19 protein-coding genes are annotated in these 18,791 nt (G+C 44.3%); 10 read left to right on the top strand and 9 right to left on the bottom strand.

The features are described from left to right. The first annotated feature begins 3 nt into the window (after nt 1–3). Genes IGI92_RS10125 through IGI92_RS10110 form a run of 4 tightly spaced genes read left to right on the top strand, consistent with a single transcriptional unit; the run spans nt 4 to nt 3,967 of the window. A complete protein-coding gene (locus tag IGI92_RS10125) occupies nt 4–1,116 on the top strand; it encodes an amidohydrolase/deacetylase family metallohydrolase (protein WP_005235227.1) in 1,113 nt (370 codons plus the stop codon). Further along, a complete protein-coding gene (locus tag IGI92_RS10120) occupies nt 1,100–2,206 on the top strand; it encodes a DgaE family pyridoxal phosphate-dependent ammonia lyase (protein ID WP_430606867.1) in 1,107 nt (368 codons plus the stop codon). Before IGI92_RS10125 ends, IGI92_RS10120 begins: the two co-directional genes overlap by 17 nt. Then, entirely contained in the window at nt 2,203–2,952 is a 750-nt protein-coding gene (gene dagF, locus IGI92_RS10115; protein WP_061054289.1) for a 2-dehydro-3-deoxy-phosphogluconate aldolase, read from the top strand. Before IGI92_RS10120 ends, dagF begins: the two co-directional genes overlap by 4 nt. Before the next feature lie 10 nt (nt 2,953–2,962). Continuing rightward, nucleotides 2,963–3,967: a sugar kinase gene (locus tag IGI92_RS10110; RefSeq protein WP_301387589.1), complete on the top strand. Its 1,005-nt coding sequence runs from the start codon at nt 2,963–2,965 to the stop codon at nt 3,965–3,967. Nucleotides 3,968–4,073: 106 nt separating this feature from the next. Here IGI92_RS10110 and IGI92_RS10105 read toward each other — a convergent pair whose 3' ends face one another. The 8 genes from IGI92_RS10105 to IGI92_RS10070 form a co-directional block, all read right to left on the bottom strand. Beyond that, a complete protein-coding gene (locus IGI92_RS10105; RefSeq protein WP_042890962.1) occupies nt 4,074–4,652 on the bottom strand; it encodes a TMEM175 family protein in 579 nt (192 codons plus the stop codon). A 99-nt stretch (nt 4,653–4,751) separates the two neighbouring features. Next, nucleotides 4,752–5,312, bottom strand: a complete 561-nt coding sequence (locus IGI92_RS10100) for a TetR/AcrR family transcriptional regulator (RefSeq protein ID WP_008378578.1) — start codon at nt 5,310–5,312, stop codon at nt 4,752–4,754. A 2-nt stretch (nt 5,313–5,314) separates the two neighbouring features. Then, nucleotides 5,315–6,238, bottom strand: a complete 924-nt coding sequence (locus IGI92_RS10095) for a phytoene/squalene synthase family protein (protein WP_016620479.1) — start codon at nt 6,236–6,238, stop codon at nt 5,315–5,317. Next, the gene (locus tag IGI92_RS10090) at nt 6,228–7,715 is read right to left on the bottom strand and encodes a phytoene desaturase family protein (protein WP_005235239.1); all 1,488 of its coding nucleotides are present in this window, start codon (nt 7,713–7,715) and stop codon (nt 6,228–6,230) included. The genes IGI92_RS10095 and IGI92_RS10090 overlap by 11 nt, the downstream gene beginning before the upstream one ends. Further along, nucleotides 7,712–8,428 carry an ABC transporter ATP-binding protein gene (locus IGI92_RS10085; RefSeq protein ID WP_005235241.1) on the bottom strand — a complete coding sequence of 239 codons (717 nt, stop codon included), beginning with the start codon at nt 8,426–8,428 and terminating at the stop codon, nt 7,712–7,714. Before IGI92_RS10085 ends, IGI92_RS10090 begins: the two co-directional genes overlap by 4 nt. Nucleotides 8,429–8,439: 11 nt before the next feature. Then, nucleotides 8,440–9,504 carry an ABC transporter permease gene (locus IGI92_RS10080; RefSeq protein WP_005235249.1) on the bottom strand — a complete coding sequence of 355 codons (1,065 nt, stop codon included), beginning with the start codon at nt 9,502–9,504 and terminating at the stop codon, nt 8,440–8,442. Nucleotides 9,505–9,820: 316 nt separating this feature from the next. Further along, complete coding sequence (locus IGI92_RS10075; protein WP_086299345.1) at nt 9,821–10,468, bottom strand: HD domain-containing protein; 648 nt, start codon at nt 10,466–10,468, stop codon at nt 9,821–9,823. Nucleotides 10,469–10,490: 22 nt separating this feature from the next. Next, nucleotides 10,491–11,381: a dihydrodipicolinate synthase family protein gene (locus IGI92_RS10070; protein WP_016620475.1), complete on the bottom strand. Its 891-nt coding sequence runs from the start codon at nt 11,379–11,381 to the stop codon at nt 10,491–10,493. 338 nt (nt 11,382–11,719) lie between these two features. Between IGI92_RS10070 and IGI92_RS10065 the strand changes: the two genes are divergently transcribed. The 3 genes from IGI92_RS10065 to IGI92_RS10055 are packed head-to-tail and all read left to right on the top strand — an operon-like array spanning nt 11,720 to nt 15,931. Then, nucleotides 11,720–13,552 carry a beta-glucoside-specific PTS transporter subunit IIABC gene (locus IGI92_RS10065; RefSeq protein ID WP_301387599.1) on the top strand — a complete coding sequence of 611 codons (1,833 nt, stop codon included), beginning with the start codon at nt 11,720–11,722 and terminating at the stop codon, nt 13,550–13,552. A 46-nt stretch (nt 13,553–13,598) separates the two neighbouring features. Further along, complete coding sequence (locus IGI92_RS10060; RefSeq protein WP_008378571.1) at nt 13,599–15,062, top strand: glycoside hydrolase family 1 protein; 1,464 nt, start codon at nt 13,599–13,601, stop codon at nt 15,060–15,062. 20 nt (nt 15,063–15,082) lie between these two features. Continuing rightward, complete coding sequence (locus IGI92_RS10055) at nt 15,083–15,931, top strand: PRD domain-containing protein (RefSeq protein WP_430606859.1); 849 nt, start codon at nt 15,083–15,085, stop codon at nt 15,929–15,931. Nucleotides 15,932–15,998: 67 nt separating this feature from the next. On the opposite strand, the gene IGI92_RS10050 is transcribed toward IGI92_RS10055, so the two are convergent. Next, on the bottom strand, nt 15,999–16,400 hold the full coding sequence (locus tag IGI92_RS10050) for an HIT family protein (RefSeq protein WP_254905026.1): 402 nt from the start codon (nt 16,398–16,400) through the stop codon (nt 15,999–16,001). A 173-nt stretch (nt 16,401–16,573) separates the two neighbouring features. Between IGI92_RS10050 and IGI92_RS10045 the strand changes: the two genes are divergently transcribed. The 3 genes from IGI92_RS10045 to IGI92_RS10035 all read left to right on the top strand — a co-directional run bounded on the left by IGI92_RS10045 (nt 16,574) and on the right by IGI92_RS10035 (nt 18,661). Beyond that, complete coding sequence (locus tag IGI92_RS10045) at nt 16,574–17,554, top strand: aldo/keto reductase (protein ID WP_005235260.1); 981 nt, start codon at nt 16,574–16,576, stop codon at nt 17,552–17,554. Between the two features lie 75 nt (nt 17,555–17,629). Beyond that, nucleotides 17,630–18,034, top strand: coding sequence for a MerR family transcriptional regulator (locus IGI92_RS10040; protein ID WP_005235261.1), 405 nt, complete (start codon nt 17,630–17,632; stop codon nt 18,032–18,034). Nucleotides 18,035–18,100: 66 nt separating this feature from the next. Then, nucleotides 18,101–18,661 (top strand): NAD(P)H-binding protein, encoded by a 561-nt coding sequence (locus IGI92_RS10035; RefSeq protein ID WP_008378567.1) that lies wholly within the window; start codon nt 18,101–18,103, stop codon nt 18,659–18,661. Nucleotides 18,662–18,791 lie beyond the last annotated feature (130 nt).

Below are 18,791 nucleotides of genomic sequence, written 5' to 3'. Positions count from 1 at the left end.
GAAATGTTTGATTTGATTATTCGTCAAGCCCGCACGATCGATGAAAAAGTATTTGATATTGGGATTCAAGACGGCAAAATCACTGCTCTGGCACCCATGTTGAAGGAGCAGGCGAAACAAGAGCTGACCTTAGCAGAAGGGGAGTTCTTGTCAGCTGGTTGGATCGATGACCATGTCCATTGTTTCGAGGAAATGACGCTCTATTATGATTATCCAGACGAGATCGGTGTCAAACAAGGCGTCACGACCGTTATCGATGCGGGGACGACTGGCGCCGAAAATATCCATCGGTTTTATGATTTAGCCAAAGAAGCCAAAACCAATGTCTTTGCTTTAGTCAATATTTCCAAATGGGGGATCGTAGAGCAGGATGAACTTGCGGATCTGTCAAAAGTCAAAAAAGAATTGGTCAAAGAAGCGTTGCAGAAGTTTCCTGACTTTATCGTCGGGATCAAAGCCCGAATGAGTAAAACGGTGATCGGCGAAAATGGCATCACGCCGTTGAAATTAGCCAAAGCGATCCAAGCTGAAAATCAACCGTTGCCTCTGATGGTCCATATTGGTTCAGCACCACCGAATTTAGCAGAGATTCTCGCTGAATTGGAAGCAGGTGATGTGGTGACCCATTGCTTTAACGGCAAAGCCAATGGGATTTTGGATCAGACGAACCAAACCATCAAGCCTTTCGTCTTTGCTGCCTATGAAAAAGGCTTGGTCTTCGATATTGGTCATGGGACAGACAGTTTCAATTTTGACGTGGCGGAGACGGCCTTTGCCAATCAGCTAAAGGCTTCTTCCATTAGTACGGATATCTACATCCGCAATCGTACCAATGGACCTGTTTTTGATTTAGCGACGACTATGGAAAAATTAGCGGTCGTAGGGTATGATTGGCGTGAGATCATCGAGAAGGTGACCAGTGCCCCTGCGAAGCAATTTCATTTACAGAACAAAGGCGAGATCGCATTGGGATATGATGCTGATTTTACGATTTTCCGCTTTGAAGAGGGCGAAAAGGAATTGACGGATTCTAACGGCAATCGCCGAATCACGACACAACAGATCGTGCCGCAAAAAGCGGTGATAGGAGGGGAACTTTTTGACACTGAATATTGAAGAATTAGGCTTGAAAGAAGTCATCAATGCTTCTGGCAAAATGACGATTCTAGGTGTCTCGAAAGTCAGCGAAGGCGTGCTTGCAGCCCAGCGCTATGGCGGGGAGTATTTCTTTGAAATGGCAGATCTAGCAGAAAAAACCGGTGCCTATTTAGCAAAATTGTTGAAAACGGAAGATGCGCAAATCGTTTCTTCCGCTTCGGCGGGAATCGCCCAATCAGTGGCGGCACTCATCGGTCAAGGAGACAGCTATCATTTGTACCACCCATATAGTGAGAAAATCAGCAAGCGGGAGATCATTTTGCCCAAAGGCCACAACGTAGATTATGGCACACCGGTGGAAGTGATGGTGGCGCAAGGCGGCGGAAAAGTCGTAGAAGCAGGCTATGCCAATATGTGCACACCCGAGCACATTGAACAGATGATTACGCCCGAAACGGCGGGGATCCTCTACATAAAGAGTCATCATACCGTTCAAAAAAGTATGCTGACGGTAGCAGAAACGGCCCAAGTTGCCAAGGCACACGATCTTCCATTGATCGTTGATGCGGCTGCTGAGGAAGATTTGTTTGCCTATACCCAAGCAGGTGCTGATTTAGTGATCTATTCAGGTGCGAAAGCACTGTCAGGACCAAGTGCTGGCTTAGTGATCGGCAAGCAGCCCTATGTCTCTTGGGTGCGCCTGCAATCCAAAGGTATTGGTCGAGCAATGAAAATCGGTAAAGACAATATTCTCGGATTTACCCAAGCCGTGACGGATTATCTAACGGAGGGAACAGAATCTGGCGCTTCGATGCAAGAGCGCCTACAACCATTTATTGCGGCAATCAATGAAATCACTGGTTTCGAAGCAAAAATCGTTCAAGACAGCGCCGGCAGAGACATTTATCGAGCGAGTGTTAAAGTGAAAGAACCAAGTGCCAAAGCAGTGATCGACGCGCTAAAAGCGGGAGAGCCAGCGATTTATACCCGTGAATACCAAGCCAATAACGGCATTATTGAATTTGATATCCGAGCATTCAATGAACAAGAAATGGCAGTGATCACCGATCGCTTACAAGAAATTATGTTAGGAGCAACCCAAAAATGAAAACTTCACCCAATTATTTCGCTGACCGTGTCTGTCTGAATGTGTTAGCAAACTCTATTGAAAATGCGAAAGCTTGTTACGAAGCAGCAGAGGGCAACATCGTCCTAGGTGTTTTATCAAAAAACTATGATAGTGATGAGGCGGCTATCGCTGACATGAAGAACTATCAAGCGGCAACAAATAATGCCCTTTCTGTAGGGCTTGGTGCTGGCGACCCCAATCAAAGTGAAATGGTCTCCCGAATTTCCGCTGTTCTTCAACCACAGCATGTTAACCAAGTGTTCACGGGGGCAGGGACCTCACGAGCTTTGTTAGGACAATCTGAAACGATCGTCAATGCCCTTGTTTCACCAACGGGAAAAGTCGGCTATGTCAATATTGCTACTGGACCATTGAGTTCACAAACTCTAGCTGCAGAAGTCCCCGTCGAAACAGCGATCGCTTTATTAAAAGATATGGGCGCTAGTTCTATCAAGTATTTTCCAATGAAAGGGTTGGCTCATAAAGCAGAGTATCAAGCAGTAGCAGAGGCTTGTGCTGCGAATGATTTTTATTTGGAACCGACCGGCGGCATCGATTTAGAAAACTTTGAAGAAATCTTGCAGATCGCTGTTGATGCAGGAGTAAAAAAAATCATTCCACATATTTACAGCTCGATCATCGATGGCGAAACAGGGGACACACGCCCTGAAGATGTACAGACATTAGCAGAAATGACGAAAAAGGTGTTGGCAGCAGCCAAATAGGGGGGGATCAATGATGCGGATCGGTGCTTACGGTGAGGTAATGATGCGATTGACGCCACCAGAATATCGAACACTGGAACAGACCCACTCTTTGCGGATGGATTTTACAGGAACAGGGGTCAATCTGTTAGGTAATTTGGCGCATTTCGGCTTGACCACCTCGATGCTGACACAAGTGCCAGCCAACCGTTTAGGGGATACGGCGAAAGCCAGCTTGCGTTCTTATGGGATTCAAACAGCATTTGTTGGCAAAAAATACAGCCATATCGGCAGTTATTTCGCCGAAATCGGCTACGGCGCTCGTCCGACTTACGTGACTTATCAAAATCGCCATCATAGTTCCTTTGGCGTTTCAGGTCCAGAAGAATATGCCATCGATGGATTTCTAGAAACAGTCGATCTCATTCATATTTGCGGGATCTCTCTTAGTTTGACTGAGAGAACCTGGCAAACTGCATTGGCTTTGGCGAAACAGGCCCATGTAAAGCAGATTCGCGTCTGCTTTGATTTTAACTTCCGCCCAAGCTTGAATGAAGAATTAAATCGTGAGGTACTAAAACAACGGTATGAAACGATTCTACCTTATTCTGATCTAGTTTTCGGCTCTGTCCGTGACTTGGAGGAGCTGCTGGCATATCCCTTAGAGGAAACAGAAGGCGCCGAGCTTGCGTTGATCCAATCCTTTATTGACCAGTATCAACTAGAATGGTTCTGCGGGACACGCCGTCTAGCCGTGGAAGACAAGCAATTTATCAGTGGAAGAATCATTACGGCGCAGGATGCCTATGAAACGGCACCGCAGCTGCTGCAAGTATTGGATCGGATCGGGGCAGGGGATGCCTATGCCGCTGGTGTATTATTAGGCTATGCCGAAAAATGGTCGCTCCAACGCACCGCTGATTTTGCAATCACGAATGCTGTATTGGCTCATACGATGCTGGGAGATGTCCCATTAACCACCAAAGAACAAGTGGAACAAGTCTTACAGGCACCAGGAAAAGACTTGATTCGCTAGAAAAAACACTTGCGTCCTTCTCTTGATGGATAACTGCGCAAAAGCAGAACAATCGGCTGCTTTTGCGCAATCATCCATCGATTTTAGGAGAAGACCGCAAGTGTTTTTATTGTTTTAAAAAGGTTTCTACTTTTTTCTCAGGGATCACCCACAACAATAGCACGAGACTATCCAGCGTGATGATAAGTAGTGGATGGACCAGCCAGCCGAGGAGCAATGCCAGCACGTTGATAAACAACGTAAAGTAGAGTTTCTTGTATCCGCGAAACAGTTCTACGATGGCTTGATTGTCAGGGTTGGCACGCACCAAAGACTTTCCTACAAGGAAATAGCTGAAATCCGTCAATAAAATGACAGACCCGTATAGCAGCTGAGGGGCAAGAGCGACTGGATAACGACTGACCCATGACGTTACAAAAGGAAAGAGGGTTAGTGCCAGGATCAATAAATGATTCGCCCACAAGGTCCAACCGTCAATTTTAGATACTACTTGAAATAGATGATGGTGATTGTTCCAGTAGATCGCTAACATCACAAAGCTGATCAAATAAATAATAAATTGCTGTTCCACTCCTAAAAAAGAAGCAAAGGTATCGCCTTCGGGCTGGTGCAATTCCAGTACTAATAAGGTCATTACGATCGCAATGACCGCATCCGTAAAGGCTTCGATTCGATTTTTTGACATGTACATCCATCCTTTTATGTTCCAGTTTACAGGATCAGTGTACGCGATTGTCAGAAATTCGTCTAATAATTTTTCTCGCGCATTACCCAATTGGACTCGCTATTTCGCAATTGGCCCACTGCCTAGTGCACCGAATAAAAACAAATCGATCGCTTCTGGCATTTTGTCTTCTTTTCCCGGTGAGTCCAAGTGAGCCGCCATCAGCACTAACAACTGGCTGGTAACAAATTCTGGATCGACATCCGAACGAAGATTGGAATCACTGCGACGGAACAAGTCAAGAAACGGTTCTTTGTAATTTTTCCGCCAAAGCAAGTACAGTTTTTTTGAAGTGTCCTCAGAAACGGTATGCTGAATGTCGTGCATCATCATATAAAAATTGATGCGATGCCGACTTCTTAAAAAAAGAAACATGTTTAAGATTTTTTCAGAGATCGTCAAGGAAGTATCTTCAACAGTCTGATTTAGTTTTCCAGAAACCTCTTGTGCCAAAGAGACCATCACTTCATAATAGATGGCTTCTTTGCCTTTGAAGTGATAATAAAGATTGGGTTGGGTGATGCCGACGGCTTCTGCGATCTGTCTAGTAGAAGTTGCTTGATACCCCTGCTGCATAAACAGGTTTTCTGCGACTCGTAATATTTTTTCTCGCAAGTTCAAAGTCAGCCCTCCCAACGTTCCTGACGAAGCATTTTTTTCGCGGTAAACAAAAGTTGGATTTTCCGTTGTTTCGGTACCGCTGTTTTTTCAGCAAATACTTGATAGTTGTTTTTGCGGATCACGGTCAAGATTTCCCGATAGATCAAAGCAGCTGCTAATAGAGCTTCACGGCAATCTTCATCGATTTGCGGCATCATGACAAAAGATTCCTGATAAAGCGTCTCAGCAAGTTGCGCTTCGTGTTCCCACATCTCGATAAACTGCTGGTTTTGATTGCCAGCTGCTAATGCCTCTCGCGAAAGGTTGAATTGCGCCAAGACCGTTTGTGGCAAATAGATGCGGCCCATTCGCAGATCCTCGCCAATATCACGTAAAATATTGGTGCGTTGCATCGCTTCACCCAATTTTATGGCGGGCTCTTGAATCGCAGCGGCTGTTTGTGAGAGAATCGGCAAGAGCATCAGACCCACACTGCCGGCTACGTAGTAACTATAGTCGGAAAGCTCTTTTTCAGAGGTGGGCTGCTGGAAGTCAAGGTCTTGTTTTTGTCCCACCAATAGATCGAAAAAGGGCTGAAACTGTAGGTCAAACTGTTGGAAAGAAAGGGTCAATGCCCGCCAAATGGCTTCATCAGGATCTTCTTCCTTGATGGCTTGCGGCAAGTCGATCGCATCGCCGGTTAATAGTTCTTGTATTTTTTCCAAGCGTTTTTTCATGGCTTCGATCAACAATGGGTCTTGCTTTTCATCGACGGCATCATCGGCACGTCGACAAAAGGCGTAGACGGCATAGACGGCGCGTGCTTTGTCTTTTGGCAATTGAGAAAAGGCGGTATGAAAGTTTTTCGAATGCTTTTTTATGATGGCCTCACAGTATAAAAAATCGTTGTCGTATTCATCAAAGACGCTTAATGATTTAACGGTCATCTTTTAACAACTCCTCCACAGCTAACTTGGCACTTTGCATCACGATTGGCACACCCGCTCCCGGATGCGTACTGCTGCCGCAGAAGTATAGGCCTTCTGCATAATCAAATTTATTATGGGGACGATAGTAATTGCTTTGCGCCAAGGTTGGTTTCAAGCCAAATGTCGCACCGTTGTAAGCATTGAACCGATCATTGAACGTATCTGGCGTATACATTTTTTCATACACGATGTGTTCATCGATATCCGTAAAGATCGTTTTTTCTTTTAATAATCCAATGATCTGCTGGCGGTAGCTTTGGATCGTTTCATCCGTCCATTGATCAAATTTAGATAATTCAGGTACTGGGACTAAAACATAAAGACCTTCTTGACCATCAGGTGCTAAGGAAGCATCTTTCAGGGTTGGACGATACAAGTAGAAGGATGGATCTTCTGGCAGCTTGCCAGCCTCGAAAAGATCGTCTACATTGCGTTTGAAATCATTGGCAAAATAAATGCTATGGAGTGCGCTATCTTCATATTTTTTGTCCAGTCCTAAATAAAGCAAGAAACAAGAACAAGAGTAATCCATCGAAGCGATTTTTTGATTGGTGTATTTGCCGCGTTTTGATTCATCAGGAATCAAGCTTTCCATAGCATAAGGAAAATCAGCCGCACAAATCACGGCATCTGCGGTGATCGTTTCTCCATTGACACGAACGCCTTTGGTTTGCTTGTTTTCGATCAATAATTCATCGATTGGGGTATTGTAATGGATCGTTCCGCCTAATTCTTGGAACAAACGTGCCATACCAGTGGCTAATGTATACATGCCGCCTTTGATGAAATAGACCCCATACATCAACTCGATCATAGGGATGATGGTATAAAGGGACGGCCCTTGGTAAGGGGAGACACCGATATACAAGGTTTGAAACGCCAATGATTTTCGCAGGCGATCATCTTTGACAAATTTAGAAATGGAAGAGTAGGCGTCACTAAACGTTCGCAGCTTTAACCCTGCCCATAATGATTTGGGATTGTAAAAGTCTCGCCATGTCCGAAACGACTTGGTGATGAAGGACTCTTTGGCGATCACATAGCGTTTGTAAATATCTGCTAAAAAGGCAAAATAGCCTTGAGCATCTTCTTCCGAGATCGCTTCTAGCGTTTTGGTCAATTCTACTAAGTCGTTTGAGAAGGTCAGCGGTTCGTCTTGAGCAAAATACAGCTGCAGCATCGGATCGACTTTCTCCATAGGAATATAGTCATTCGGATCAACGCCAGCAAATTCAAACACTTCACGATAAATTTCAGGCATCATCACGATGGTGGGTCCCACATCAAAGGTAAAGCCGTTTTCCTTGATCTGATTCATTTTGCCCCCAGGTTGACCTTCTTTTTCGTAGAGGGTGACGTCATAGCCAAGTTTTTGCAAACGGACAGCAGCAGCTAATCCTGACACGCCCGCACCGACAACAATAATTTTTTTCATGCTTGCTCCTTCTGCGAATCACTTGATTCGGCTTCTTTTTTCGTGTGTTCTTTTTCTTCTAAAACGCCATCCTTCATGACGAGGACCCGATCACAATAATCTGTCAAACGGGTATCATGGGTCACCATAATGGTGGCTTTTTGTTTTTCTTTGGTTTCTTTTGCTAAGATTTTGACGACTTCGACGGCTTTTTTTGAATCAAGACTCGCCGTTGGTTCATCTGCCAAAATGATGGTGGGATCATGATAGAGCGCTCGGGCAATAGCCACACGCTGCCTTTCACCACCAGATAGTTCATCGGGGTATTTGTTCTGCAGCTTTTCAATCCCTAGTTGTTCAAACAATTCAGTAGCTGATTGCTCTTGGGGTTCTTTGCTGACCTTATCCACCAATTGAAGTTGCTTTTTGACCGTCAAAAAAGGGACAAGGTTGGAAGCTTGTAAAATAAAGCCGATCTTTTTGAAACGAGTTTTTGCCCTTTGCTTTTCTTTTTGTTTACTAAAGGGTTCGTCATTGATAAATACTTCGCCTTCAGAGGGAGCTTGTAGACCACCGGCAATCGTCAGAAAGGTACTTTTCCCAGAGCCGGAAGGACCGATGATGGCGACAAATTCGCCTTTTTCTACCGAAAAGTTGGTTTCTTTCAAGGCTTCAATCGTCGCGTCCCCATCTTTAAATGATTTTTTGACTTGTTTGAATTCAATGGCACTCATGTTTTTTCCTCCTATCCGATTGCTTTCAATGGGTCGATTTTTACAATCGTTCGCACCGAGAAGAAAGCACCTAGCATCGCGATCAGAATCATCATTACACTGATACTAGCAAAGAATAATAGATTGATTTGGAATGGCACTGCTGCAGGTAACACGAGGGCGGTACCGATCGTTGCCAACCCACCGATCAAAACACCCGAGGTTGCCAATAAGAACGTTTGGGCAATCACCGAAAAAGCAATGTAGCGGCTAGAGATCCCTTGGGCTTTCATGACACCGAAAATTTCTGATTTTTGCATCGTTAGCACATAGATAAAAATACCGATAACGATGGCAGCGATCACGATCAAGAACCCGATCATAAAGCCAAAGGTCAGCACTTGTGCGTTGTAACCAGGCAATTCATTAATAAATTTGCTGATATCCGTAGCGACTAGATCATCTGGCACTTCTTTGATTTTGCCACGAGTTACGATCGCGTTGATACGGGCATTTTCTGAATCATCTTCTTTTTCAAAACGAATTTCTTGATAGGCACCGATCGAGGTGTAGAGGACCGGAGCAACACTGAAGCGGGCGTTATCTGTAAAACCGACGATTTTCAATTTTTTGTCACTGCCGGCTAATTTGATGGTGTCACCAATGGAAATCCCGTATTCTTCCTCAATGCTGCTGTCTGCGACCGCTTCATCATCTGACGCAAACATCTCGCCATCGGTAATATTTGGTGCTAGAAATTGATCTGGATCAATGCCGAAAAAGGTGACATCGACTTTTTCACCGTTGTCTTCTTTAGTCACTACCCCAGCGGTTTGCGCCAAAACAGCTTTTTCTGGTGCATCGACTTCGTCATAAAGACTGCGAGGAAGCATCGACATGTTTAAATTATCATTTGCTTCTTCAGTCAACAAAATTTGATCTGCCTCCCATTTGTCGACCGCCATCCGATTATCTTGAGCCAACCCATACGCTAAGCCAGTTAAAAAAAAGACCAGATAGGCGATTAAAAACATGACTCCTGTGACTAGGGCGTAACGCAATTTGGAATGGCGTATTTCATTGATTGCCAAAAACATAACGATTCCTCCTATTATTTTATCACTTGATAAAATAAAAATACCATTTTTTTTATTTTCAGCAAACTATCTTGCTTACAAAGAGTAAATTCGGTGAAAAAAGGAAGGTTATTTAGAAGGGCGTCTGTCGATTGAAGAAAACCAATTACTGCTCTTTTATTTCGATAGAATCGTTTGAGCAATGAAGGAGAGGGGAGACTTCCGTGAAAAAAGAACTAGAATAACAATAAAAGCCCTCTGATTCAGCGCACGCAAACACTTGGCGTATTTTGAAATCAGAGGGTTTCTATTTAAAGTCTGGTGCTGGATCAAAGTGTCAATCGTCAGTTTCTTTGCTTGTAGCGATAACTAACGGCACGATTTTTTCAAAGGAGTGACGAAAGCTTTCAGGTTGTGCTAACTTTTGATAAATGATCGCCAAACCGTCTTGGTTTTTGCGATAATCCAAACAAACCTTCAGCTCACTTTGAGGACCATATTTCTTTGAAATGTACTGATACGCTTCTTGGTGCAATTGTTCTAGATCTGTGAGTTGCTTTTTCTCATAAGCAAAAAGCAAGGTTCGCTTGAGGATTCGCTCAAAATCTAAGTCACGATCGGCTTCGGAAATAATTTTGCCATAAAGCGAGCGAGGCTCATAGGGCAGCGAGGCGCGATGGTCTTCTACTGCTTCGCCGATCATTGAAATGACTGGAGGAGAGAAAAAGCGTGGCAACACAGCATCTTGTTCAACGATCTTGCGGGAATTGCTTTCGTGGTTTTTGCGGCCATAGAGCAAGCCGATATCATGGTAGGCAGCTACCGTATAGACGATATTCAGGTCAACAGGCAATGTTTCAGCAATCTCAAAACTATTTTGGATCACTTGGTGGACGTGCGCTGGGGAGTGACTGCTATCCAATTGGTTGTATTGTGGGATGATGGAGCTTTCAATATAGTGCTTTAGTTGTGGATCAATCTTCATTTATCTGGTTCTCCTGCCTTTCTTATGCTAGATGAGGAGGAATTGAGCCAGTGCTAAACCGATCACTCGTTTCTAGACCTAGCGGCTGACGACAAAAGCCAAAGGGCTGTCCATCAATGGTGATTTGCTGCTTGAGCCACGGAAGATAGCTGATGGTATCTGTTGGATCGCCGGCAGCTGCTTGTTCCATTTTCTGCCATTCATTCGACGTAGAAATCGTTGCAGCACCTTTGAGTAACCCTTGCCAAATCACCTGGATCTCCTCGGGACAAAGGTTTCCTGCCATTGATGACAGCCCGTTAAACCCTAGTGCGACCTTTTCCGCCAAGTCCGCTTCACCACCAGCATAAAAACGAAAATCGGCAGCCGTCTTTGTTTTTAGTTGAGGCACTCGCTCCTTACTGCCAGCTTCTTTTAAGCCGATCACCCGAGGGTCAGCGATCAAGGTCAAGAGACTTTCTGCAGATAAATCAAAGCCCGTGCGGCGGGGATTGTTGTATAAAATAACTGGTTTTTCGCAAGTATGGATCAATCCCTGAGCATAGAGGACGGCTTCCTTTTGGGTCAGGCAAAGATAAGGGGGAAAGCCTAAAACCACACCATCGATTCGGGGATTTTTGCTGATTGTTTCTGCCAACGCGAGCGTTTCATGAAATACAATGCCAGCTAAACCGAAGAGGACTTCGAAATCGGCTGCCCAGCTGGTTTCTTGCGCTAAGGCATGTAGAAGCTGTTTTTTTTCTGTTAAAGTCAATGAATGCTGTTCACCGGTGGAGCCACACACCAAAACCGATTTGATCCCTTGTTTTTGCAGTTGCAAGATATGAGCGATCGTCCTTTTCGTGTCAAGTCTTTCTGCATGGTCAAATGCTGTGGGGACGGCAACATGCAGTGAGTGATTCAATGGCGTCATCCTTATTCATCCTTTCTTATGATACGTTTAGCCAGCGGTGTTCTTCTTGCTTCTGGTGCAAGCCAAGGTAGACGAAACAACTGATTATCCACTAAGTGTAACAAACTTCCAGATTCAGAAAAAGACTTGAGGAAAATTTTTAAAAAACAGTGGTTGCGTTTTCAAATGAAGCATGGTATTATGCAAGTAATAAAACAGGCATGTGACTGGTAATGCAGGCAGGACCTATAAAAAACATGGAAGGGATCGTTGGATTCCGTTCAATGTTTTTGTAGGTGTTGTCTGCTTTTTTCTTTGTTTGGCCAACAAAGGAAAACTAATTAAAGGAGAAGAAAATTATGAATGTAAAAGAAACGGCAACTGCCATCGTTGAGTTGATTGGCGGAAAAGAAAATATCGCACATTTGGAACATTGCTCCACACGCTTGCGCTTTACCTTAAAAGACAATGGCCTCGTACAAAAAGATGCCTTGGAAAAAGTCGATGGCGTGATTGGGGTGCGACAAAATGTCCAATGCCAAGTCATCATCGGCAATGATGTCGTCGAAGTGTATGATGAGGTTATGAACGTGTTAGGTCATGAGCTAACAGCGGATGGAGGAAGTGAAGGCAAACAAAAACAATCGTGGGGTGCGGTCCTGCTTGATTTTATTATCTCGATTTTTCAACCGTTGATTCCAGCAGTCGCTGGAGGGGGCGTCTTGAAATCCTTACTGTTACTTGCTTCTGTCACTGGATTGATGGACAATACGAGCCAGACGTATCAAATTTTGAATCTGATCGGTGGCGCACCATTGTATTTCTTACCGATTTTAGTGGCGATCACCACGGCAAATAAATTAAAGGTCAACCAATTGGTGGCGGTTTCCGCTGTCGGTGCCTTGATTTTGCCTGAACTAACGACAATATTGACAGATGGCGCAGCTTTCATGGGCTTCGGTTTACAAAATATCGCCTATGCGTCACAAGTATTTCCAGCCATTTTAACGGTTTTATTTTACGCTCAAATTGAAAAACTGTTTACCCGAATCTCACCAAAACCGATCCGTATCTTCTTTGTTCCAATGATGAGCTTAGTTATTACGGTTCCAGTTGCTTTATTGATTTTAGGCCCATTAGGCTTTGAAGTCGGAACGATTTTTTCAGCAGCGATCATTTGGCTGTATGCCCATTTAGGTTGGGTGGCAACAGGGATCTTAGCCGCTGTTTTACCATTGATGGTGGTTACCGGTATGCACAAAGCTATGATTCCTTATGCTGTTTCGTCTATGAGTGAGATGGGGGCAGAGCTGTTATACTTACCTGCCTCATTGGCACATAACATCGCAGAAGCCGGTGCTTGTTTTGCGGTGAGTGTTCGGACCAAAGACCAAAAACTTCGTTCAACCGCTGTTTCTGCAGGCATCTCCGCCCTTTTTGGCATAACCGAGCCTGCTTTGTATGGGGTGACGATCCTGCACAAACGAGTGCTTTACGGCGTGATGGCTTCCAGCCTAGTTGGTGGTGCAGTGGCTGGGTTATTTGCCATCAAGGCCTTCGCATTAGTTGGTCCCGGTCTAGCAAGTATCACTATGTTCGTCGATGAAGCCAACCCGATGAATCTTGTGTGGGCATTAGTCACGTTAGGGGTATCCTTTGCTGTTTCCTTCGTCCTTGTCCTTTTCTTATTCAAAGACAAAACAGTGGAAAATAAGACGACAGTTGCCGATCCGAAAGCCGAAGTATTGAGTAAACCAGTAGAAGGCCAAGTGGTAGCCCTATCTGAAGTCAACGATGAAGTCTTTTCAAGCGGTATGATCGGAGAAGGTTTCGGGATCATACCGACGTCTGGCGAATTGATCGCACCGGAAGATGGCGAAATCACGATGTTGTTTGAAACCAACCATGCGATCGGGTTAAAAACTCGTAATGGCGCAGAATTGCTCTTTCATATCGGCTTGGATACCGTTCAATTAGAAGGCAAACACTTTACCCCTTACGTGAAAGCGGGGGATCAAGTGAAACAAGGGCAACCACTGATTCAATTTGATCTAGATGCCATCAAAGCAGCTGGGTTTGATCCAATCGTGATCTGTGTGGTCACCAATCAAGAGAACTTTACGGTCAAACCGATCGAATCAACCGATGAGCGCAACGAACAAGGTGTTTTATCGATTGCACCGATCGTCTAAACCAATGAGCAATGCAACAAAAACAATGTAAAAGGGGATTGAAAAAATGACTGAAACAACTTTTCCAAAGGACTTCTTATGGGGTGGCGCTATCGCCGCAAATCAAGTAGAAGGGGGATGGAATCTTGGCGGCAAAGGCTTGTCGGTAGCGGATGTGGCTACTTACAAACCTCATGTCGACGTGAAAAACTTTGCAGCACATATGAGCGTGACTGTTGAAGCCGTCAAAGAAGCAATGGCGGATTCAACGGATACCATCTATCCAAAACGCCGAGGGATCGACTTCTATCATCGCTATCCAGAAGATTTGGCTTTATTTGCGGAGATAGGTTTTAAAGTATTGCGTTTATCGATTGCATGGACCCGATTGTTCCCAACTGGGGAAGAAACGACACCTAATCCAGAAGGGATCGCTTTTTACCGCAATGTCTTCCAAGAAATGCAGCGTTTGGGAATCAAACCGATCGTAACGTTGTCTCACTATGAGATGCCGTTAGCGCTGAGCTTGAAGTACAATGGCTGGGTGGAACGTAAAGTGATCGATGACTTTGTCCGTTTTGCGACTGTCTGCTTTGAAGAATTTGGGGAGTATGTGGAGTATTGGCTGACCTTTAACGAAATCGACAGTATCCATCGTCATCCCTTTACAACAGCAGGTCTCATTCCTGAGCAATCAGAAGCTGGTAAGGAAGAGCAAGACGTATATCAAGCCCTCCATCACCAATTTGTGGCCAGCTCATTAGTGACAAAAATCGCCCATGAAATAAATCCCGACAACAAAGTCGGCTGTATGATCACGAAGTTGATGACGTATCCATTGACTTGTGACCCATTGGATGTTGAATTAACTTTAAAGAAAAACTTGGAAAATGATTTTTATGCGGACGTTCAAGTCAAAGGTGCTTATCCGCGAATGATTGAAAAAGATCTGGAAAAACGGGGCATCAAGATTGAAATGGCACCAGAAGACCGCCAAATCTTAAAAGATCACACCGTTGATTTTCTTTCTTTCAGTTATTATATGTCTATGGCTGAATCAGGCGACCCACATGCGGAACGGACACCGGGCAATACGGTTTTAGGGGTAAAAAATCCCAAGCTGCCGTCAACTGAATGGGGCTGGCAGATCGATCCTAAAGGCTTGAAAATCTCCTTGCTTTCATTGTATGATCGGTATCAAGTGCCATTGATGATCGTTGAAAATGGTATGGGTGCCGTGGATGTCCTTGAAGACGGTCAAGTGCATGATCCGTATCGGGTCAATTATTTCAAGGCACACTTCAAACAAATGAAGGAAGCCATCGATGAAGGAGTCGATTTGATTGGTTATACTTCATGGGCACCGATCGATCTGGTCAGTGCTGGGACGTCACAAGTGACGAAACGCTACGGCTTCATTTATGTGGATGCCGATGATGAAGGAAACGGCAGTTATGACCGTTTGAAAAAAGATTCCTTCGATTGGTACAAAGAAGTGATCGCTACCAATGGCGCAAGTTTGGCAGAATAAACAGTGAGGAGCGAGAGTGCATGATTTACATCAAGAAAGTCTTAAATTCAAGTGTCGTACTTGTTGATAAGGAAGGCCAGGAAATGATTGCACTTGGGAAGGGGATCGGCTATGGAAAGAAAGTCGGCGACAGCATAGCCGATACCCAGATCGATCAAGTTTTTCTGCCAATCGATGAAAAAAAATCGGGTCAGTTTGCCGATTTGGTGGATGAGATTCCGTTGTACTATTTTGAAATGACCAAAGAAATCGTTCAGCTGGCGCAAAAAATGCTGCCCTATCCGCTAAATTCAACGATTTACCTTACCTTATCGGATCACTTGCACTTTGCTGTGGAACGTCAGCAAAAAGGCTTGAGTGTGACGAATCGACTCTATTGGGAAATCAAGAATTACTATACGGAGGAATTTCGAGCCGCCGAACAGGCACTACGCTTGTTGAAAGAGAAGTATCAAATTGATCTGCCGGAAGAAGAATCCTCCAATATCGCGTTTCATTTGATCAATGCCCAGTCGAACACCGAGGAAAATCAAGATGGGTTGAAAAAAGCCAAATTGATCGGGTTGATCGTCAATATGGTACGCTACTCGATCCAGCAAGACGTCAACACCAATTCGATCCATTATAATCGCTTTATCACCCACGTGCGTTTCTTCGTTGACCGGTTCTTTTTGGATGGTCTGCTGCAAGAAGAAGACGAAGGACTATACCGTCAAATGTGGGCTCTTTATCCAAATGCTATGGAGATCGCGACAAAAGTCAAAGCCTATATCGATAAAGAATATCAAACGAAGATCCCTGTCAATGAAATCGTCTATCTAGGCGTTCATATCAATCGGTTGATGAACCATTCAGCGATCAATTCCTAAGCGTCCTCATTTTTAACAAACACAAACAAGCCGTTTCCCTTTGCTGGAAGAAACGGCTTGTTTGTATTTAGTAGGCTTGCTTGTCAGGAATCACGCCTCGAACGCCGCCTTTTGGTTCCTCCACGTCGCCTTGGTAGCGTGGGATCAAATGACAATGGCAATGAAAGACCGTCTGTCCGGCAGCCTCCCCGCAATTGAAGCCGATGTTGAAGCCGTCTGGTCGATAGGTTTCCAACAAATAGGCTTTGCCTTCCTGCAACAAAGCCTGCAAGTCTTGTAATTCCTCTTGGGTGAGGGCAAAATAATCCCTTCGATGTTCTTTGGGGATCAATAGCAGGTGTCCAGGGGTGACGGGAAACTTATCAAAGATCGCATAAAAGCGTTCGTTTTCAATGATCGCATGTTTTGAGGCAGTACAAAAAATACAAGTCAAAATCTTCCGCTCCTTTTTCTCAGCTAGATAGCGTATCGATACTTATCTTTAGTGTACCAAAAGCTGATTCGAAATGAAACGCAAGACAAAAAGCATGTCATTATGAGTCATTTGCGAGTAAAATGAAAAAAAGTTTGCTGATTCGCTTGACTTAGAGTGCACTTCAACCTGTATGCTTAGTGTAACTTAAAAAACAGGAGGACGAGCAAATGAACTATGTAAAATTTGGCAATACGGGACTTGATGTGTCACCATTATGTTTAGGGACAATGGGATTTGGCGATCCCAATAGTGGCTTTCATGAGTGGGTGTTAGAAGAAGCAGATAGTCGCGAAGTCATCAAAAAAGCCTTGGATCTAGGCATCAACTTTTTTGATACGGCAAATGTCTATTCTTATGGAGCGAGCGAAGAAATCGTCGGTCGAGCATTGAATGATTTTGCTCCGCGGGATGAGATCGTGGTTGCCACAAAACTGTATTCAAAAATGAAGCAACGGCCAAACAGTGGAGGGCTGTCTCGAAAAGCGATCTTTTATCAAGTCGAACAAAGCTTAAAACGCCTACAAATGGACTACATTGATTTGTATATCATCCATCGTTGGGATTACCACACGCCAATTGAAGAAACCATGAAGGCCTTACATGATTTGGTGGTTTCTGGAAAAGTGCGCTATATTGGTGCATCCGCGATGTACGCTTGGCAATTTGCCAAAGCACAAGCAGTTGCAGAGAAAAATGGCTGGACCAAATTTGTTTCGATGCAAAATCACTTAAACTTGCTTTATCGAGAAGAAGAGCGAGAAATGATGCCCTTGTGTGCCGATCAAAAAATTGCCGTGACGCCATATAGTCCTTTGGCTGCTGGACGTTTAACAAGAGATTGGGGTGCAGAGACCAAACGGTACTTAACGGATAAAACCGCCAATCAAAAGTACGACAAAACGATGGAACAAGACCGGGAGATCGTGGCACGAGTCGCAAAGATCGCTGACAATCACCAAAGCAAACGGTCGCAAATCGCCTTGGCTTGGTTATTGCAAAAAGAACAAGTGGTCGCACCAATTATTGGCGCAACAAAAGAAAGCCACTTATTGGATGCTTTACCTGCCCTTGATCTAAAGCTGACTGCCGAAGAGATTGCTTATTTGGAAGAGCCTTACTTGCCTCATGCAGTGGTAGGAGCGGAATAACGAGTAACAAAAGGGCTTCTGGCTCGTAGCATACAAAACGATCTAGGAAAAAATGCAAAACAAGGAAGTGAAGTCATGAATATCAAAAAAGTCAGTGAACTGAGCGGTGTCTCAGCTGATACCATCCGTTACTATGAAAAAATTGGGCTGATTCCGCCGGTCAAACGCAATAAAAACGGTGTTCGTGAATTTGATGATGACGACTTAAAATGGATCACCTTTACTAGGCAAATGCGTAATGCTGGACTATCGATTGATGGGTTGAGTCATTACCTGGCTTTATTTGAAGAAGGGCGAGGGACGGTTCCTGAGCGCAAGCAGCTCTTAGCAGAACAAATTGCGGTACTCAGGGAGAAAATCTCAGATATGACGGAAGCTGTTGAACGTTTAGAATACAAACTAGAACATTACGACGAGCATGTTCTGCCGACAGAAGAACGATTGCGTCAACGAAAAGCCAATTTGGTCACTAAGTCTTAATGACTGAATTCGCTACTATGGAAATTGAAACGTTCTGCTCAATGGAATCCAATAGAAAGGAAGCTTATGAAACGACTTGCGATTTTAGGTGCTGCTGGAACGATTGGGCAGCTGACACGCCAAACACTTTTAGAAAGAACCAATTTCTCCCTAGTACTCTATGCCCGCCAGGCAACGGAGCGTTTGCAACAGATTGATGCTGCGCGTGAGACGATCATTGATGGTGACTTTCTCGATTTAGGACGACTCGTTCGGGCATTGCAAGGTTGCCAGTCGGTTTTTTTGACGGATATCCATGATCCGCGGGCAACGCTGCGGGTGATCGAGGCGATGAAATTAGCAGAGGTCAGCCAATTGATCAGTGTCGCACCAGAAAGAAACCTTTGTCATCCAGAGGCATTAAAGCAATTGGTGTCCGCAACTGATCTTTCCCTTTCCCCGAAAAAGCATCAGCTGTTATTGCAGCAAAAAAATCGCTTGATGTCCTATCAATTGATTAAAGGATCAGAATTGTCGGTTTACTTTGTTCATTTGCCGTCAGAGAAGAAACGTATGGCGAATAGAAGAGCATGGCGGGAATCTGTTGTAGAAGAAATCCTTTCCGCTTGTGATTGCTGTGCAGCTTAACAGCAATCTTAAAGGAATGAAAAAATAGCAGAATACTTTCTTGAAGGTCAGAATCAATTTTTTCATGTTTTCATGAAAAAATTGGTTCTTTCTTTTACGATTTTTTTGATAGAATAGACAGAAGCTTTTA

Source organism: Enterococcus sp. DIV2379 (genome assembly GCF_050542965.1).
GTDB classification, from domain to species: domain Bacteria; phylum Bacillota; class Bacilli; order Lactobacillales; family Enterococcaceae; genus Enterococcus_D; species Enterococcus_D entomosocium.
Note: the sequence above shows the minus strand (reverse complement) of the source record. Positions and strands in the feature narration are given on the sequence as shown.

Excerpts from the sequence above, each read along its gene's own strand:
- IGI92_RS10125 (WP_005235227.1), top strand. The coding sequence starts at position 4 with ATGTTTGATTTGATTATTCGTCAAGCCCGCACGATCGATGAAAAAGTA.
- dagF (WP_061054289.1), top strand. The coding sequence starts at position 2,203 with ATGAAAACTTCACCCAATTATTTCGCTGACCGTGTCTGTCTGAATGTG.
- IGI92_RS10110 (WP_301387589.1), top strand. The coding sequence starts at position 2,963 with ATGATGCGGATCGGTGCTTACGGTGAGGTAATGATGCGATTGACGCCA.
- IGI92_RS10105 (WP_042890962.1), bottom strand. The coding sequence starts at position 4,652 with ATGTCAAAAAATCGAATCGAAGCCTTTACGGATGCGGTCATTGCGATC.
- IGI92_RS10095 (WP_016620479.1), bottom strand. The coding sequence starts at position 6,238 with ATGACCGTTAAATCATTAAGCGTCTTTGATGAATACGACAACGATTTT.
- IGI92_RS10090 (WP_005235239.1), bottom strand. The coding sequence starts at position 7,715 with ATGAAAAAAATTATTGTTGTCGGTGCGGGCGTGTCAGGATTAGCTGCT.
- IGI92_RS10085 (WP_005235241.1), bottom strand. The coding sequence starts at position 8,428 with ATGAGTGCCATTGAATTCAAACAAGTCAAAAAATCATTTAAAGATGGG.
- IGI92_RS10080 (WP_005235249.1), bottom strand. The coding sequence starts at position 9,504 with ATGTTTTTGGCAATCAATGAAATACGCCATTCCAAATTGCGTTACGCC.
- IGI92_RS10075 (WP_086299345.1), bottom strand. The coding sequence starts at position 10,468 with ATGAAGATTGATCCACAACTAAAGCACTATATTGAAAGCTCCATCATC.
- IGI92_RS10070 (WP_016620475.1), bottom strand. The coding sequence starts at position 11,381 with ATGACGCCATTGAATCACTCACTGCATGTTGCCGTCCCCACAGCATTT.
- IGI92_RS10065 (WP_301387599.1), top strand. The coding sequence starts at position 11,720 with ATGAATGTAAAAGAAACGGCAACTGCCATCGTTGAGTTGATTGGCGGA.
- IGI92_RS10060 (WP_008378571.1), top strand. The coding sequence starts at position 13,599 with ATGACTGAAACAACTTTTCCAAAGGACTTCTTATGGGGTGGCGCTATC.
- IGI92_RS10055 (WP_430606859.1), top strand. The coding sequence starts at position 15,083 with ATGATTTACATCAAGAAAGTCTTAAATTCAAGTGTCGTACTTGTTGAT.
- IGI92_RS10045 (WP_005235260.1), top strand. The coding sequence starts at position 16,574 with ATGAACTATGTAAAATTTGGCAATACGGGACTTGATGTGTCACCATTA.
- IGI92_RS10040 (WP_005235261.1), top strand. The coding sequence starts at position 17,630 with ATGAATATCAAAAAAGTCAGTGAACTGAGCGGTGTCTCAGCTGATACC.
- IGI92_RS10035 (WP_008378567.1), top strand. The coding sequence starts at position 18,101 with ATGAAACGACTTGCGATTTTAGGTGCTGCTGGAACGATTGGGCAGCTG.